Here is an 18,540-nt window from a genome sequence, read left to right on the forward strand (position 1 = left end):
AAGTTAGTTTGTCTAGCATCTAAAAATAAAAATTGACGTTTCACGTTGTTTGTTTTGTTTAGTTTTCAAAGTTCAATATCGCGTTTCAGCGACTTTTATAATATATCATAGTATATTATTTTCGTCAACAAGTTTTTCAAGATAATTTGTATCTCTCATTTGCTGACTTTGCCTATTATATAGACTTTTCTATTACTATGCAAGTATTATTATAAAAAAATAAGAGGGGGAAAATCCCCCCTCTTATTCTTCAGAAGAAACCTCTTCATTAGATTCTTCTTCTTCATCTTTCTGTGCTTTTGCTACTGTCGCTACCTCTTGCTCATCCTCTAAACGAATTAGACGAACACCTTGTGTATTACGTCCCATTTGAGAGATTTGATCAACTGGCATACGAATAATAACGCCTGCGGCTGTAATTAGCATGATGTCTTCTTCACCTGTTACAGACTTAACCGCTACTAACTTACCGTTTTTATCTGTAATGTTACAAGTCTTAAGACCTTTACCACCACGACTTTGTAGTCGATACTCTTCAACTGGAGTACGCTTACCATACCCGTTTTTCGTTACAATTAAAACATTCGTATCTTCTTCAACAATTTCCATACCTACTACTTGGTCCTCTTCGCCTAATGTAATAGCTTTTACACCAGCTGCATTACGGCCCATAGAACGTACATCTTGTTCATTGAAGCGAATTAACATACCGTTGCTTGTCCCTACGATAATATCTTTATCGCCAGATGTTAAACGTACAGAAATCACTTCATCTTCTTCACGAAGCGAAATTGCAATTAAACCGTTTGTACGTATATTTGCAAATGATGAAAGTGGCGTTCTCTTAGAAATACCTTGTTTCGTTGTAAAGAATAAGAACTGGTCGTCACCAAATTCACGAATTGGAATAATGGCATTGATCCACTCACCCTTATCTACCCCTAATAGGTTAATAATTGGTAGCCCTTTTGCAGTACGACTATACTCTGGGATTTCATATCCTTTCGTACGGTATACTTTACCCTTGTTTGTAAAGAATAAAATATGATCATGAGTAGACGTTGTTAATAAGTGTTCAACAAAGTCATCATCATTCGTACCCATTCCTTGTACACCACGTCCCCCACGGTTCTGTGTTTTGTACGTAGAAGCTGGTAACCTCTTAATATAACCGTTATGAGTTAACGTAATCGCAATGTTTTGCTCAGGAATTAAATCTTCATCTTCAATAAATTCCATACCGCCAATTGTAATTTCTGTTCGTCTCTTATCATTGAAACGCTCTTTTACTTCTGTTAATTCTTCACGAATAATCTCAAGAACTTTCTCTTCATCTGCTAAAATCGCTTTTAATTCAGCAATTAATTTCATTAAGTCTTGATATTCTTGCTCGATTTTTTCACGTTCTAATCCAGTTAAGCGTTGCAGACGCATATCTAAAATCGCTTGCGCTTGTTTCTCACTTAAACCGAAACGTTCCATTAAGCCTTGCTTTGCAATATCAGCCGTTTTTGAACTACGAATTAACGTAATAACTTCATCAAGATGATCTAAAGCAATTCGTAATCCTTCTAAAATATGGGCACGTGCCTCTGCTTTTTCTAATTCATAAGCAGTACGTCTACGGATTACTACCTTCTGGTGCTCCAAATAATGATATAAGTTTTGTTTTAAGTTTAGTACTTGAGGCTCTCCATTTACAAGAGACAACATATTAATACCGAAACTTGTTTGAAGTGCTGTATGTTTATATAGATTGTTTAATAGTACGTTTGCATTAGCGTCACGACGTACTTCCATGACAATACGCATACCATTTCGGTCTGATTCATCACGTAAATCTGTAATACCTTCAATTTTCTTATCGCGAACTAATTCTGCGATTTTTTCAATTAATCGTGCCTTATTAACTTGATAAGGTAGTTCCGTTACGATAATAGATTGTTTACCATTTGATTTCTCTTCAATTTCAACTTTGGCACGAAGCATAATAGAACCTCGTCCTGTTTCATAAGCTCTACGGATGCCACTTCGCCCTAAGATTAAACCTGATGTCGGGAAGTCTGGACCAGGAATATATTCCATTAATTCCGCGATAGTGATATCTGGATTATGGCTTAATGCCAAAACACCATCAATTACTTCGCCAAGTTGATGCGGCGGAATATTTGTTGCCATACCAACTGCAATACCTGTCGTACCGTTTACTAATAAATTAGGGAAACGCGCTGGTAATACAATCGGCTCTCTTTCCGAACCATCGTAGTTATCTTGGTAATCAATTGTATTTTTTGAAATATCACGTATTAATTCCATAGAAATCTTAGACATTCTTGCCTCTGTATAACGCATTGCCGCTGCTGAATCTCCATCTACAGAACCGAAGTTACCATGCCCATCTACAAGCATATAACGTTGACTGAAATCTTGCGCCATACGTACCATTGTTTCATAAACGGCTGAATCTCCATGAGGGTGATACTTACCGATTACTTCACCGACAATACGTGCTGATTTCTTATACGCTTTATCAGCTGTAATTCCTAAATCATTCATCGCATATAAAACCCTACGATGCACAGGTTTTAATCCATCACGAACATCTGGTAATGCACGAGATACGATAACACTCATTGCGTAATCTAAAAATGAGGTACGCATTTCATGACTAATATTAATTTCTCGAATTCGTGCTTGTTGTTGATTGTCTGACATCAACGAGCACCTCCTCTTACATTTCCGTTACACATACATTGATTTATATGTAGAAGACAGGAATACTTAGATTCCTGTCATTACTCATTTAAATATCAAGGTTTTTCACGTATTTTGCATTCTCTTGGATAAAGTTACGACGCGGTTCCACTTTATCACCCATTAAAATTTCAAATGTTTCATCTGCTTCTATTGCATCTTGAAGGGAAACTTGAAGTAACGAACGTACTTCTGGATCCATTGTCGTCTCCCATAACTGAGTTGGATTCATCTCTCCAAGACCTTTATAACGTTGAATTCCTGGTTTCGGCTGGGCTGGTAACTCAGCTAATATTTTTTCAAGTTCTTTATCATTATAAGCATATTGAATTTTTTTACCTTGTTGCACTTTAAACAAAGGTGGCTGTGCGATATATATATATCCACACTCAATTATTTGACGCATATAACGATAGAAGAACGTTAATAATAGGGTACGAATATGCGCACCATCAACATCAGCATCGGTCATAATAATAACTTTATGATAGCGTGCTTTTTCGATATCGAAGTCCCCACCAATATTTGTACCAATCGCCGTAATAATTGTACGAACTTCATCATTTGATAAAATCTTATCTAAGCGTGCCTTTTCAACATTAATAATTTTACCCTTCAGCGGTAAAATTGCTTGAAAATGACGATCGCGTCCTTGTTTTGCAGATCCACCCGCAGAGTCACCCTCTACGATATAAATTTCACTAATTGCTGGATCTTTAGAAGAACAATCTGCCAATTTCCCTGGTAAACTTGAAACTTCTAAAGCACTCTTTCGGCGAGTTAGCTCACGAGCCTTTTTAGCTGCTACACGCGCACGTGCTGCCATCGTCCCTTTATCTACAACCTTACGTGCAACATTGGGATTTTCCAGTAAGAATTTTTCAAAAGCCTCAGAGAATACTGACTCCGTAATCGTTCTCGCTTCACTATTTCCAAGTTTCGTCTTCGTTTGCCCTTCAAATTGTGGATTTGGATGTTTAATTGACACGATTGCTGTTAAACCTTCACGAACATCTTCACCAGTCAAATTACTATCCGCATCTTTTAAAATGTTATTTTTACGACCATAATCGTTAATAACACGTGTTAAGGCAGTTTTAAATCCTACCTCATGTGTACCACCTTCATACGTATGAATATTATTTGTAAATGAGTAAATATGATTTGTATATCCTTCGTTATATTGAAGCGCAACTTCAACTTGAATACCATCTTTTGAACCTTCTACATATACAGGCTCTTCATGAATTGGTTGTTTTGAACGATTTAAATGTTCAACATATGATTTAATTCCACCTTCATAGTGGAACTCTTTCTTTTGCTTATGTTCACGTTTATCTTCAATTGTTAATTTAATATTACGATTTAAAAACGCCAACTCACGCATACGAGTCGCGAGCGTATCGAATTCATATTCTGTCGTCTCTTTAAAAATTTCTGGATCCGGTTTAAAGCGAGTTATTGTTCCAGTCTTATCTGTATCACCGATGACTTTTAAATCTGCAACCGGAATACCTCTTTCGTATTTTTGGTAATGGATTTTGCCATCACGATGTACAAATACTTCTAATTCTGTTGATAAGGCATTTACAACAGATGCACCAACACCGTGCAAACCACCAGAAACTTTATAACCGCCACCGCCAAATTTACCACCAGCGTGGAGGACAGTCATAATAACCTCTACTGCAGGACGTCCCATTTTTTCTTGTATACCAACTGGAATACCACGTCCATTATCCGTTACAAGAATACTATTATCTTCTTCGATACTAACGTTAATTTCATCGCAATATCCTGCTAACGCTTCATCGATACTATTATCGACAATCTCCCATACAAGGTGGTGAAGTCCCTTCCCACTCGTAGATCCAATATACATACCCGGACGTTTCCGAACTGCCTCTAGTCCTTCAAGTACCTGTATCTGACTTTCATCATATGCATTTTCTTGCATTTGTTTTTGTTCCATTGACACAAAGATCACCTACTTTTCCATTTGAACAGGGGTTTATGCCCTATCTATTTCACAATCTACCGTGCCGTTCGTTACATGAATTGTTTTCGCATCTTTTAATGTTTCGTGTTCAATTCCGTCGACACTCGTCGTTGTAACAAATGTTTGCACCTTTCCTTGAATTGTATTTAACAGATGTGATTGACGATAATCGTCTAATTCTGATAAAACATCATCCAGTAAAAGGATTGGATATTCTTTAACCTCTGAATAAATTAATTCAATTTCAGCTAATTTTAGGGATAGTGCGGTCGTTCGTTGTTGTCCTTGCGAACCAAAGACTTGAACATTTTTACTATTAACGAAGAATTGTAAATCATCACGATGAGGACCAATTAAAGTCGTACCACGGAAAATTTCACGTTGTTTCACAGATTGAAAACTTTCATAGTATACTTCTTTTATTTTCGACAAATCCATTGATTCTGATACATCTACACTTGGTTTATAGACAATTTCTAACTCTTCTAATCCACGGCTTATACCGCGATGAATTGGAGCTGCCCATTCCTGTAGCAAATGCAAAAATTCAAAACGTTTTTGCAGTATTTTTGCACCATGCTCAATTAGTTGAAGGGTAAATACATCCAACATCGTTTCCTCATTCTTACTATTCCCTTGCATTTTTTTCAACAAGTGATTTCGTTGCGTGAGCACCTTTTGATATTGACTTAATTCATACAAATATACAGGAGCTATTTGTCCTAATTCCATATCTAAAAAGCGTCTTCTTACTTGAGGGCTTCCTTTTACAAGATTTAAATCTTCTGGGGCAAACATGACAACGTTCATCACGCCAATATATTGACTTAACTTTTGTTGTTCAAGTTGATTTAATTTTGCCTTTTTACCTTTTTTCGAAATATTTAATTCCAAAGACAAAGAACTGTTTCTTTTTTGTAATTTCCCTTTTATTTGACCAAACTCTTCATCCCAGCGGATAAGTTCGCGATCATTAGAGGTTCTATGAGATTTCGCCATCGCTAAAACATAAATAGCTTCCATCAAGTTTGTTTTCCCTTGTGCATTTTCGCCGATAATTACATTTACCTTATCTTCAAAGGAAAGCTCTAATTTTTCATAATTGCGATAGTTTTTTAATTGTATTTCTGAAATAAACAAAGGGCTCCCCCTTTATGCCTGAACTTGGAAAGTTCCGCTTCCTGGAATTTCAATAACATCATTCGCATATAGTTTGCGACCTCTTCTATTTTCAAGTTCGTTGTTCACGTACACTTCATATTCTTGTAAAAACCATTTTACAGCGCCACCTGTATCAATTACATCAGCTAACTTTAAAAATTGTCCTAGTGTAATATACTCTGTTGAAATTTTAATATGTTTCATAAAATCGCTCACTTTCTGAAAGTGTTCATTCTTTCATTGTACTAAATAAACTAACATTAGGAAAGTAATACCCAAAAATCAAATAAGGGCCACTAGCATCTTTAAACTAGCAACCCTTATTCCTTACCTAGTAAGTACGAACTGGTAAAATTAATTGAATAATTGAATCATCATTTACTGTACGAATTAAGAACGGTCTCATCGCCCCAGTAAAACTAACTTTAATCTCTGTACTATCCAAGGCTTTCAATGCATCCATCATATATTTTGCACTAAAAGATATTTTTAACTCTTCTCCATCTACTTTTTCACATTGTACTTCTTCGACAACTTTTCCGATTTCTGGTGAATTCGAAGAAATCTCTAGCATTTCTTGCTCTAAAGTTGATAATTTGACAACGTTATTGCGGCCATCTCTCGCTAATAGTGAAGCACGATCAATTGCTTGTAGGAATTCTTTTGTATTCACAAAAATATCCGTTTTACTCTCTGCTGGAATTAAACGTGTTGTATCTGGATAATTTCCTTCTAACAATCTTGAGAAGAATAATAAATGTTTTGTACGGAATAATACTTGATACTCCGTAATAACGATATCCACCATTTCTTCAGACTCATCTAGAATCTTACTTAATTCATTTAAGCTCTTACCTGGGATAACAACATTAGCTTGAAATTCATCTGCAATATTATGTCCTTCGATTTTCGCTTTTCGAAGTGCTAGTCTATGACTATCTGTTGCAATACAAGTTAACTCGCTGTTATATACCTTCCAGTTTACACCTGTCAAGATTGGTCTTGTTTCAGAAGTAGAAACTGCAAATACAGTTTGTCTGATCATATGCTTAAGTAAATCTGTTGGTATCTTAAATACATGATGTTCTTCAATCTGTGGTAATAACGGATATTCTGCAGAATCTAAACCATTTAAGTTAAATTCTGATTTTCCAGATTTTATTTTTGTCATAAAATGATTTTCCACAGAAATTTCGACAGTATCTTTAGGTAGTTTTTTTACAATCTCACTAAAATATTTTGCTTGTAAAACAATGCTTCCTGATTGAGCTATTTCTACGATTTCTTTTCCATTTTCTTCGACTGGAATAAACGATTCAATAGAAATATCAGCATCGCTTCCTGTTAATGTAACCCCTTCTTCAGTAGCTACAACTTTAATTCCCGTAAGGATAGGGATTGTTGTACGAGAAGAAACTGCCTTCATTACATCTTGTACACCTCTTACAAGATAGTCTTTTTGTATTGTAAAACGCATAAAGAAAAACCTCCGGTAAGTATAAGATTTTATTTAATTAATAAAGATAAAAAATAGTAGTAATAGTAATAGGGCTTGTGGATATGTGGATAACCCCTTTGAAGGATGTAAAAACAGTCTATCTACATGTGGATAGACTGTGCGTAAAACAAGGTAAGTTATTCACACTATTCAGCTACTACTTTAAAATACCATTAATTTCTTCAACTTGCTTTTGTAATTGCGTATCGGTTTTTAGTAGTTTAGAAATTTTTTCATGGGCATGGATAACTGTTGTATGATCACGTCCACCAAATTCTTCACCTATTTTTGGTAAAGAGGAATCCGTAAGTTCGCGTGATAAATACATTGCAATTTGGCGAGGAAACGCAACTGATTTTGTGCGTTTTTTCGCTTTAAAATCTTCTAATTTTACTTGATAAACGTCTCCGACAGCTTTTTGAATATCATAAATAGAGATAATTTTCGGCTTAGAATTTGGAATAATATCTTTAAGTGCTTCAGCTGCTAAATCAGCATTAATATCTTTATTAATTAAAGATGAATAAGCTACAACTCGGATAAGTGCACCTTCTAATTCACGAATATTTGAATCAATTTGATTTGCGATATAAAGCATAACTTCATTTGGTATATCAAGCCCTTCAGCTTTTGCCTTTTTGCGTAAAATTGCAATTCGTGTCTCTAAATCTGGCGGCGTAATATCTGTAATAAGTCCCCATTCAAAGCGAGAACGAAGACGATCTTCTAAAGTTGGAATTTCTTTTGGTGGTCGATCACTAGAAATTACAATTTGTTTACTTTCTTCGTGTAATGCATTAAATGTATGGAAAAACTCTTCTTGAGTTTGTTCTTTTCCAGCAAGAAATTGAATATCATCTATCAATAAAACATCTACGTTGCGATATTTATTACGAAAATCAACAGCTTTATTATCACGAATAGAGTTAATAAATTCATTCGTGAATTTTTCTGATGATAAATATACAACTTTTGCATTTGGATTATGTTCAATTACATAATGACCAATTGCGTGCATTAAATGCGTCTTTCCAAGCCCAACTCCCCCATAAATAAAGAGTGGATTATACGCTTTAGCTGGCGCCTCGGCTACAGCTAATGAAGCTGCATGGGCAAAACGGTTACCAGAGCCGATAACAAATGTATCAAATGTATATTTTGGATTTAACATGCTCTGTGGTAAATGAGCTGAATCATCTTGTGCTGGATTCCGCTTAACTGGAGGAAGATCAATGTCCTCTTCCGATTGACTTTGGGGAATAATAAAGCGAATTGCTAATTTTGCCCCTGTTAAATCGTATAGTGTTTCCGAAATAAGTTCTGAGTAATGAGATTCTAGCCAGTCACGAGCAAATTCATTTGGAGCTGTAATCGTTAATACGTCTTTCTTCAAGTTATGAGCCGTTGTTGATTTTAACCATGTTTCATAACTAGGCTTGCTTACCTTTTTTTCTAATTCTTTTAAGGCACTATTCCATAAATCAGAGATATTTTCCAAAGGTGTCCCTCCTTTACTAAGATGGTAAAAGAATAAGGTTGCGCAACAAATGTACAACCTAATAAATATAAAATGTATATTTATACGAAACGTATTTTAAAACCTAAAAACGTCGTTTGTATATGAGATAGGGTTTTCGACAAAAAAAGCAAATGTGGACAACTATTTACCCACATGTGATTAAAACTGTCCACATGTTATGCACAAATTGTGGATAAGATAAAGGTGTGGAAAACTTATTCAAAGTGAAAACACAACTATAATATCAAAAAAAAGTGGCTATAGCAATGAATTTAAGAAAGTTATCCACAAAATCAATACCTTGTGGAATAAACTTGTCCACAACACGATATACTGTGTAAAAGTGGGAAAAAAGTTTGTGGATATAAAAAACGTGAAAAAACATTTATCCACAAGGAAATATAGATGCTGTGAAAAAGTATGTGAATAGGTTCAAAATGAATATTTGATGAAAATTTCTAGAACCATTGACATTTTCCTAGTTAATTAACTATAATTTATAGGACTGTCTTTAACAGATATTCCTCAGGGAGGTGTCATATAATGAAAAGAACTTACCAACCAAATAAACGTAAGCGCAGCAAAGTACATGGTTTCCGCAGCCGTATGAGCACAGCGAACGGACGTAAAGTGCTAGCAGCTCGTCGTCGTAAAGGAAGAAAAGTATTATCTGCGTAGACCACTGATCGTTCAGTGGTCTTTTTTTCTAATAATAGTGAATTTCCGCTGATGAAATACAGGAGTGTCAATTGATATGAAGAAAAAACATCGTATAAAGAAGAATGATGAATTCCAGGCGGTTTTTCAAAAAGGAAAATCAAATGCGAATCGTCAGTTTGTTGTATACCAATTAGATAAAGAAGAACAGCCAAACTTTCGCATCGGCCTTTCTGTTAGCAAAAAAATAGGAAATGCAGTAGTTCGTAATCGAATTAAGCGCATGGTCCGTCAGGCTATTACAGAGTTAAAAGATGAGATAGATTCTGGAAAAGATTTTGTTATAATAGCAAGGAAGCCTTGTGCAGAGATGACATATGAAGAAGTAAAGAAAAGCTTAATTCATGTCTTTAAACGCTCTGGTATGAAAAGAATAAAAAAGTAGCGTAAGGAAATGAATTACACTATATACATACCGAAACAAGGAGGAGCAGGCTTTGAAAAAGAAAATAGGTTTACTGGCCATGGTTATTACATTAATGGCAATTGCTACCGGCTGTAGTGAAACGGGTCAGCCGATTACATCGAAGAGCACTGGGATTTGGAATGAATATTTCGTATACCCGCTTTCTCAGTTAATCACGTATTTTGCGACATGGCTTGGTGATAATTACGGTTTAGCGATCGTTATTACGACCCTTATTATTCGTTTTGCATTATTACCATTAATGATTAAGCAAACGAAGAGTACGAAAGCTATGCAGGCGTTACAACCAGAAATGGTAAAGTTAAAAGAGAAATATAGCTCGAAAGACCAAGCAACACAGCAAAAATTACAACAAGAAATGATGCAGCTATATCAAAAAAATGGTGTAAATCCATTAGCCGGTTGTTTACCAATATTTGTTCAGATGCCTATTTTATTCGCATTTTATCATGCGATTATGAGAACATCAGAAATTAGTAAACATACATTTTTATGGTTTGATTTAGGACAGGCAGACCCTTACTATATCTTACCGGTTGTTGCAGCGATTACGACATTTATTCAGCAAAAGCTTGCAATGGCAGGAACTGCTGGTCAAAATCCACAAATGGCAATGATGATTTGGCTTATGCCGATTATGATTTTAATCTTTGCAATTAACTTCCCAGCTGCATTATCACTTTACTGGGTTGTTGGTAATATCTTTGGTATTGCTCAAATGTACTTTATCAAAGGGCCAGAGATTAAGGCTAACAAAGCTGGAGGCTCAAGCAAGTGAGTATAATTACTGCTAAAGGACAAACAGTCGAGCTGGCAGTAGAGGATGCTTTAAGGCAATTAAACACATCAAAAGATCGAGTAGATATAAATATTGTCGATGAGGGTAAAAGAGGGTTCTTAGGTTTATTTGGGAATCGTCCTGCAGTAGTAGAAGTTGTATTGAAGAAAGATCCAATTCAGGAATGTGAAGAATATTTAAGAAATGTTATTCACAATATGGGTGTGGAAGTTGAAATTAGTAAAATTGTAAAAGGACGCGAGATTGAATTTACAATTTCTGGTGATGATGTAGGATTTTTAATTGGAAAAAGAGGTAATACATTGAACTCTTTACAGTATTTAACAAAACTTGTCGCAAATCGTAACACGAAGCAGTATATCGGTATTACACTAGATGCTGAAAATTATCGTAGTAAAAGAAAAAGTACGTTAGAATCACTTTCTTATCGATTAGCGAAACAAGTATCTAATACGAAAAAAAGAGTTATTTTAGAACCGATGCCATCTTTTGAACGAAAAATTATTCATCAGGCATTATCAAATCATCAAGGTATCAAAACAACTTCTGAAGGAAATGAACCACATCGGCATGTTGTAATATCTCCTAAATGACCGGTTGCTCAAATGAGTGCCGGTTTTTTTGAGCGAAAAATAGATGTGGATAACTAAAAAACACTAAACTTATCCACTGTGAATAAGTTTAGTGTTTTTTACATGGGGATATAATAAAATGAGTTATTCTTCTTTTGTAGATAGGTTCGTTATGGTATCCTAATAATTTAGTGAAAGAAATAATCATGTTGAAATAGAGATAAATAAGCAAGTGAGGTGAAAGGACATGGAATTTGATACAATTGCTGCGATTTCCACAGCGCTTGGAGAGGGTGCAATTGCCATTGTTCGAGTAAGTGGGGATGATGCGGTGGAGAAAGTTGACCGTATTTTTAAAGGGAAGGATTTAACAGAGGTTTCTTCTCATACTATTCATTATGGTCATATCGTTGATTTAGATACAAATCAAGTTATTGAAGAAGTTATGGTGTCTATTATGCGCGCACCGAGGACTTTTACACGTGAAAATATAGTGGAAATTAACTGTCATGGCGGACTTGTTTCAGTAAATAAAGTATTGCAACTTATTCTAGCGCAAGGAGTACGATTGGCAGAACCGGGCGAATTTACAAAACGTGCTTTTTTAAATGGACGTATCGATTTATCACAAGCAGAAGCTGTTATGGATTTGATTCGAGCAAAAACAGATCGTGCGATGAATGTAGCAATTAATCAAATGGAAGGGCGATTATCTAAATTAATTGGTCGCTTACGTCAAGAAATATTAGAAACATTAGCTCATGTTGAGGTAAATATAGATTATCCAGAATACGATGATGTAGAAGAGATGACACATAATATTTTAATTGAGAAAGCAACGCATGTTCGTTCGGAAATCGAAAAAATATTAGAAACATCAAAACAAGGGAAAATCTTACGTGAAGGTATTGCTACAGCAATTATCGGTAGGCCTAATGTTGGGAAATCATCGTTATTAAATAGCCTTGTTCAGGAGAAAAAAGCAATTGTAACTGATATTGCAGGAACAACTCGTGATGTTATTGAAGAGTACGTTAATGTGCGTGGCGTACCTCTTAAACTTATAGATACAGCCGGTATTCGTGAGACAGAAGATGTTGTTGAACGAATTGGTGTGGAGCGTTCAAAAGAAATGATGAGCCAAGCAGATTTAGTATTAGTTGTTGTCAACTATAGCGAGGCTTTAACAAATGAGGATGAAGATCTATTCCATGCGGTACAAGGAAAAGACTTTATTGTTATTGTGAATAAGACTGATTTACCGCAAGCAATTGATATGGAACGTGTTACAGAGTTAGCCGAGGGAAATCGTGTTATTACAACATCCTTAATTGAGGAACAAGGAATAGATGAACTCGAAAAGGCAATAGCTGATTTATTCTTTGAAGGAACAATCGATTCTACAGATATGACATATGTTTCTAATGCGAGACATATTGGATTATTAACACAAGCGGGACAAACAATCGGTGATGCAATTGAGGCAATAGAAAATGGTGTACCAATTGATATGGTGCAAATTGATTTAACAAGAACGTGGGAAATACTTGGTGAAATTACTGGTGACACAGTCCATGAAAGCCTAATTGACCAGTTGTTCTCTCAATTTTGTTTAGGAAAATAATATAGTGATGTTTTAGAAAGATAGAGATTATTAGGAGGAATAAACAATGGGATACAATGCCGGTTCATACGATGTCATAGTAATCGGTGCAGGTCATGCAGGATGTGAAGCTGGTCTTGCGGCAGCACGAATGGGCTCAAAAACATTAATGTTAACAATTAACTTAGATATGGTAGCATTCATGCCATGTAACCCTTCTGTTGGTGGACCAGCAAAAGGGATTGTTGTTCGTGAAATTGATGCATTAGGCGGAGAAATGGGACGTAATATTGATAAAACTCATATTCAAATGCGTATGCTAAATACAGGTAAGGGTCCAGCTGTACGTGCACTTCGAGCGCAAGCTGATAAATTCTCTTACCAACATGAATTGAAGAAAACAATTGAAGAAACACCAAACTTAACGTTGTTCCAAGGAATGGTAGAGCGTTTAATCGTTGAAGAAGGTATATGTAAAGGGGTAGTTACACAAGCTGGTGCAGAATATACAGCGAAAACCGTTGTAATTACGACTGGAACATTTTTACGTGGCGAGATTATCATGGGCGATTTAAAATATTCAAGCGGTCCAAATAATCAACAACCGTCTATTACATTATCTGAGCATTTAGAGGAGCTTGGATTTGATCTTGTTAGATTTAAAACAGGGACACCTCCGCGTGTAAACAGTAATACAATTGACTACAGTAAAACGGAAATTCAACCAGGTGATGATAAGCCGCGTTCGTTCTCTTTTGAAACAACGAAATTTATTATGGATCAAATTCCATGTTGGTTGACATATACAAGTACAGAAACACACCGTTTAATAGATGAAAATTTACATCGTTCAGCTATGTATTCTGGTATGATTAAAGGAACAGGCCCTAGGTACTGTCCTTCTATTGAAGACAAAGTAGTAAGATTTAATGACAAACCACGTCATCAAATTTTCTTAGAGCCAGAAGGGCGTAATACACAAGAAGTATATGTACAAGGTTTATCCACAAGCCTACCAGAAGATGTACAACGTGACATGCTTAGAACAATTCCAGGCCTAGAAAATGTTGAAATGATGCGCACAGGTTATGCGATTGAATATGATGCAATTGTGCCAACACAATTATGGCCAACACTTGAAACGAAAAAGATTAAAAATTTATATACAGCAGGACAAATTAATGGAACTTCTGGTTACGAAGAGGCGGCAGGACAAGGGCTTATGGCTGGGATTAATGCGGCATGCCGTTCTTTAGGTAAAAAAGAAGTTGTTTTAGGCCGCGAGGATGCTTATATTGGTGTCTTAATTGATGATCTTGTAACGAAAGGTACAAATGAACCATATCGTTTATTAACGTCTCGTGCAGAATACCGTCTATTATTACGCCACGATAATGCTGATCTTCGTTTAACTGAAGTTGGTCGTGAAATTGGATTAATTAAAGAAGAGCGATATGAGCGATTTACAAATAAAAAATTACAAATTGAACAGGAAAAGGAACGTTTAAGCAGCATTATTATTAAACCACGTCCTGAAGTTCAAGAATTAATTCGCAATATTGGCGGAAGTGAATTGAAAGATGGAATACGTGCAAGTGACTTATTACGTCGTCCAGAGATGACATATGAGCATATTCATCTTTTAGTACCAAGTGAAGTAGAATTAAGTGATGAAGTTACAGAACAAGTTGAAATTCAGATTAAGTACGAAGGATATATTGAAAAATCTTTACAGCAAGTAGAGCGTATGAAGAAAATGGAGAGTAAAAAAATCCCTGTAGATATTGATTATGACGCGATTTCTAGCCTTGCTTCAGAAGCTAGACAGAAATTGAAAGATGTTCGTCCACTTTCAATGGGGCAGGCTTCACGTATTTCTGGCGTAAATCCAGCGGATATTTCCATTTTACTTGTGTATATAGAACAAGGAAAAATTGCGCGCGTATCGAACCAATAACATAGTAAGGAGATATTGCTAGATGAACATAGAACAATTTCAATCTATGCTAGAAGAGAAGGGAATCACCCTCTCTTCTAGACAATTAGAGCAGTTCAAAATCTACTTTGAAACATTAGTAGAGTGGAATGAAAAAATGAACTTAACGGCTATTACAGAAAAAGAAGAAGTATACTTAAAACACTTTTTTGATTCCATTACAGCTGCTTTTTATTATGATTTTTCAAAACCATTCTCAATTTGTGATGTTGGTGCAGGGGCTGGATTCCCAAGTATTCCTTTAAAAATCTGTTTCCCGCACTTAAAAGTAACAATTGTAGATTCATTGCAAAAACGTATTAATTTCTTAAATCACTTAGCGCAAAAGTTAGAATTAAGTGATGTTGCATTTTGTCATGATCGTGCTGAAACATTTGGGAAAAAAGAAGGTGTACGTGAATCATACGATATTGTAATGGCACGTGCAGTTGCGCGTCTTTCTGTATTAAGTGAGCTATGCTTACCACTTGTAAAAGTTGGAGGAACATTCATTGCAATGAAAGGTGCAGCAGCAAACGAAGAAATCGAAAATGGCAAGTATGCTTTAGAGGTGCTAGGCGGAGAGTTAAAAGAGATGTCTACGTTCCAATTACCGTTTGAAGAGAGTGAACGTAATATTTTATTAATCGAGAAAAAGCGCAAGACACCAAAGAAATATCCACGCAAACCGGGAACACCCAATAAATTACCTATTGAAAAATAAATCTTATTAGACGTAAGATTAAATTATATAAATGAAAACGTAAATGTTTCATAGGAAACATTTTATGGAGAATAGTCAATAGGCCTAAAAGGTGGTGGAATATGTATGAAAAATACGTTTTCTCGTTTATTTGGCTTTGGAGATAAAGAGAGCGAATTCGAATTACAAGACGAAAGCCATGAAGAGATAGATAAAAAGGTATATGAGGAAATACAAGAAATTCCGATAGTAAATATTACCCCTAACCGTTATCAACCAAGAACAGTTTTTGATGATGCGCGTATTGATGAGCTAGCATTAACGATTCGTACACATGGACTTATTCAGCCGATTGTTGTAAGGCAATATGAGGACGATAAGTATGAGATTATTGCTGGAGAAAGACGTTTTCGCGCGGCAACAAAGTTAGGTTGGGAAAAGGTTCCTGCAATTATAAAGAACTTAAATGATACAGAGACAGCTTCTGTAGCTTTAATTGAAAACTTGCAACGTGAGGAACTAACGGCAATCGAGGAAGCTGTGGCATATCAAAAGCTGATTGAGTTACATAATTTAACACAAGAAGCATTGGCACAACGACTTGGAAAAGGACAATCTACAATCGCAAATAAGTTGCGATTGTTAAAGTTGCCTGAAGAAATAAAAAGTGCATTATTAGAAAAAAGCATTACAGAACGTCATGCCCGCGCTCTCATTCCTTTAAAAAATGAGGAATTACAACTGAAGGTTTTACAGGAAATTGTGGAGAAACAACTGAATGTAAAGCAAACAGAAGAACGAATTGCGAAGTTACTAGAGGAAGCAAAACCGAAGCGTAAGGCAAAGCAAAAAGCAGTAAGTCGAGATACGAGGATTGCTATGAATACAATTAGACAATCTTTACAAATGGTTACTGAAAGTGGTTTAAATGTTAATTCTGAGGAAGAAGAATTTGATGAGTACTATCAAATTACAATTAAAATTCCAAAGAAAAAATAATAATGACGTGTTAGAGACCTTATCCTATTGGAGAGGTCTCTTTTACTATATTTTCTTGTTAAATGAAGAAGGAGTTTAGAAATAAATTTTGAAGTTTAATAAAGGACGTAAAAGAAAAAGTTTTATTTCATGTTACAATAAACGTAATTGTTACTAGAATAAGATAGAAAGGTTGAAAGTAGGTGACATCATGGGAAAAATCATTGCTATTGCTAATCAAAAAGGCGGTGTTGGAAAAACCACAACATCTGTTAATTTAGGGGCTGGATTGGCGCAAGTAGGTAAAAAAGTCCTTCTTGTAGATATTGATGCTCAAGGAAATGCAACGACTGGTGTGGGAATTGAAAAATCTGAATTAGATCAATGTATTTACAACGTTCTTGTGGAAGATGCAGATGTTCAAGGGGTTATACAGAAAACCGCAACTGAAAACTTAGATGTTCTACCCGCTACAATTCAATTGGCTGGTGCTGAAATTGAATTGGTACCGACTATTTCCCGGGAAGTACGTTTGCAAAGAGCATTACAGCCAGTTCGTGATGAATATGATTATATTATTATCGACTGTCCCCCGTCTTTAGGGTTATTAACGATTAATGCATTAACAGCAGCAGATTCTGTTATTATTCCTGTACAGTGTGAATATTATGCACTAGAAGGATTAAGTCAGCTATTAAATACAGTTCGACTTGTACAAAAACATTTAAATAAAAATTTAGCAATTCAAGGCGTATTGTTAACAATGTTGGATGCTCGTACAAATTTAGGGATCCAAGTTATAGATGAAGTGAAAAAGTATTTTAGGGATAAAGTATATCGCTCGATTATTCCGCGTAATGTACGCTTGAGCGAGGCTCCAAGTCATGGGAAACCTATTATGCAGTATGACGCTAAATCAAGAGGAGCAGAAGTATATATAGATTTAGCAGAGGAAGTGATTGCAGGTGGCTAAAGGATTAGGAAGAGGAATTAATGTGTTTTTTCCTGATTTAGATGTGAAAGAAGAGGAAACAATTCAGGAGATTCTTGTAACTGAATTAAGGCCAAATCCATATCAACCGCGTAAACACTTTAATAAAGAGGCTATTCAGGAATTAGCAATTTCGATTAAGGAACACGGTATTCTACAACCATTAATTGCTAGAAAGAGTATTAAAGGATATGAAATCGTTGCAGGTGAAAGACGATTTCGTGCTGCAAAAGAGGCTGGTTTAGAAAAGGTACCTGCGGTTGTAAGACAATTAACTGAACAGCAAATGATGGAATTTGCTTTGTTAGAAAACTTACAACGAGAAGATTTAAATCCTATGGAAGAGGCAATGGCATACCAGATGTTAATGAATGAGCTAAATGTAACGCAAGAACAATTAGCGAAACGTCTTGGCAAAAGCAGACCTTACATTGCAAATTATACTCGGTTATTAAGCCTCCCTTCGTTCGTCCAAGATATGATTGCAAATGGTCAACTTTCAATGGCTCATGGGAGAACTTTACTTACGATAAAAGACGAAGAACAATTGAAGTCCTTATTGAAACGCATTGAAAAAGAAGGATTAAATGTTCGTCAATTAGAGAAAATCGTCCAAGAGATTAATCAACACGTTTCACGTGAAACAAAAAAAGTGAAAAAAGAGCGAAATATATTTTTCGTAGAACGTGAAACGTTCTTAAGAGAAAAGTTTGGCACAGATGTGAAAATTAAAGAGACGAAAAAAGAAAAAGGTAAAATCGAAATTGAATTTTTTAATAAAGAAGATTTAAATCGTATTTTAGAACTATTAGCACAGAAAAATTAAAAAGCAAACCATCTTATT

The 18,540-nt window shown here is 35.5% G+C and carries 16 protein-coding genes; 10 read left to right on the top strand and 6 right to left on the bottom strand.

Annotated features, from left to right (window positions below):
- Nucleotides 1–243: 243 nt before the first annotated feature.
- The 6 genes from gyrA to dnaA form a co-directional block, all read right to left on the bottom strand.
- Nucleotides 244–2,715 carry a DNA gyrase subunit A gene (gyrA, locus tag CQ064_RS31165; RefSeq protein WP_001282866.1) on the bottom strand — a complete coding sequence of 824 codons (2,472 nt, stop codon included), beginning with the start codon at nt 2,713–2,715 and terminating at the stop codon, nt 244–246.
- A gap of 88 nt (nt 2,716–2,803) precedes the next feature.
- Entirely contained in the window at nt 2,804–4,726 is a 1,923-nt protein-coding gene (gene gyrB / locus CQ064_RS31170; RefSeq protein WP_000435980.1) for a DNA topoisomerase (ATP-hydrolyzing) subunit B, read from the bottom strand.
- Nucleotides 4,727–4,765: 39 nt separating this feature from the next.
- The gene (gene recF / locus CQ064_RS31175) at nt 4,766–5,893 is read right to left on the bottom strand and encodes a DNA replication/repair protein RecF (RefSeq protein WP_000470755.1); all 1,128 of its coding nucleotides are present in this window, start codon (nt 5,891–5,893) and stop codon (nt 4,766–4,768) included.
- Nucleotides 5,894–5,905: 12 nt separating this feature from the next.
- A complete protein-coding gene (gene yaaA / locus CQ064_RS31180; RefSeq protein ID WP_000680510.1) occupies nt 5,906–6,118 on the bottom strand; it encodes a S4 domain-containing protein YaaA in 213 nt (70 codons plus the stop codon).
- A gap of 127 nt (nt 6,119–6,245) precedes the next feature.
- The gene (dnaN, locus tag CQ064_RS31185) at nt 6,246–7,391 is read right to left on the bottom strand and encodes a DNA polymerase III subunit beta (protein WP_001212886.1); all 1,146 of its coding nucleotides are present in this window, start codon (nt 7,389–7,391) and stop codon (nt 6,246–6,248) included.
- Between the two features lie 178 nt (nt 7,392–7,569).
- Nucleotides 7,570–8,910 carry a chromosomal replication initiator protein DnaA gene (dnaA, locus tag CQ064_RS31190; RefSeq protein ID WP_000428028.1) on the bottom strand — a complete coding sequence of 447 codons (1,341 nt, stop codon included), beginning with the start codon at nt 8,908–8,910 and terminating at the stop codon, nt 7,570–7,572.
- A gap of 564 nt (nt 8,911–9,474) precedes the next feature.
- Here dnaA and rpmH point away from each other — a divergent pair.
- The 10 genes from rpmH (at nt 9,475) to spo0J (ending at nt 18,522) form a co-directional block, all read left to right on the top strand.
- Complete coding sequence (gene rpmH / locus CQ064_RS31195; RefSeq protein WP_000831901.1) at nt 9,475–9,609, top strand: 50S ribosomal protein L34; 135 nt, start codon at nt 9,475–9,477, stop codon at nt 9,607–9,609.
- Between the two features lie 76 nt (nt 9,610–9,685).
- On the top strand, nt 9,686–10,033 hold the full coding sequence (gene rnpA, locus CQ064_RS31200) for a ribonuclease P protein component (RefSeq protein ID WP_000726621.1): 348 nt from the start codon (nt 9,686–9,688) through the stop codon (nt 10,031–10,033).
- A gap of 52 nt (nt 10,034–10,085) precedes the next feature.
- Nucleotides 10,086–10,853: a YidC family membrane integrase SpoIIIJ gene (gene spoIIIJ / locus CQ064_RS31205; protein ID WP_000726764.1), complete on the top strand. Its 768-nt coding sequence runs from the start codon at nt 10,086–10,088 to the stop codon at nt 10,851–10,853.
- Complete coding sequence (jag, locus tag CQ064_RS31210; RefSeq protein WP_000022793.1) at nt 10,850–11,467, top strand: RNA-binding cell elongation regulator Jag/EloR; 618 nt, start codon at nt 10,850–10,852, stop codon at nt 11,465–11,467. Before spoIIIJ ends, jag begins: the two co-directional genes overlap by 4 nt.
- A gap of 226 nt (nt 11,468–11,693) precedes the next feature.
- Nucleotides 11,694–13,070 (top strand): tRNA uridine-5-carboxymethylaminomethyl(34) synthesis GTPase MnmE, encoded by a 1,377-nt coding sequence (gene mnmE, locus CQ064_RS31215; RefSeq protein WP_000393762.1) that lies wholly within the window; start codon nt 11,694–11,696, stop codon nt 13,068–13,070.
- A gap of 46 nt (nt 13,071–13,116) precedes the next feature.
- Entirely contained in the window at nt 13,117–15,006 is a 1,890-nt protein-coding gene (gene mnmG, locus CQ064_RS31220) for a tRNA uridine-5-carboxymethylaminomethyl(34) synthesis enzyme MnmG (protein WP_000541052.1), read from the top strand.
- Between the two features lie 22 nt (nt 15,007–15,028).
- The gene (gene rsmG, locus CQ064_RS31225; protein WP_001019628.1) at nt 15,029–15,748 is read left to right on the top strand and encodes a 16S rRNA (guanine(527)-N(7))-methyltransferase RsmG; all 720 of its coding nucleotides are present in this window, start codon (nt 15,029–15,031) and stop codon (nt 15,746–15,748) included.
- A gap of 105 nt (nt 15,749–15,853) precedes the next feature.
- A complete protein-coding gene (noc, locus tag CQ064_RS31230) occupies nt 15,854–16,726 on the top strand; it encodes a nucleoid occlusion protein (RefSeq protein ID WP_000799016.1) in 873 nt (290 codons plus the stop codon).
- A 190-nt stretch (nt 16,727–16,916) separates the two neighbouring features.
- Nucleotides 16,917–17,678 carry a sporulation initiation inhibitor protein Soj gene (soj, locus tag CQ064_RS31235; RefSeq protein ID WP_000516114.1) on the top strand — a complete coding sequence of 254 codons (762 nt, stop codon included), beginning with the start codon at nt 16,917–16,919 and terminating at the stop codon, nt 17,676–17,678.
- Nucleotides 17,671–18,522: a stage 0 sporulation protein Spo0J gene (spo0J, locus tag CQ064_RS31240; protein WP_001051832.1), complete on the top strand. Its 852-nt coding sequence runs from the start codon at nt 17,671–17,673 to the stop codon at nt 18,520–18,522. The genes soj and spo0J overlap by 8 nt, the downstream gene beginning before the upstream one ends.
- The last annotated feature ends 18 nt before the right edge of the window (nt 18,523–18,540 follow it).

This window comes from Bacillus sp. MYb78 (assembly GCF_002975115.1).
GTDB classification, from domain to species: Bacteria; Bacillota; Bacilli; order Bacillales; family Bacillaceae_G; genus Bacillus_A; species Bacillus_A cereus.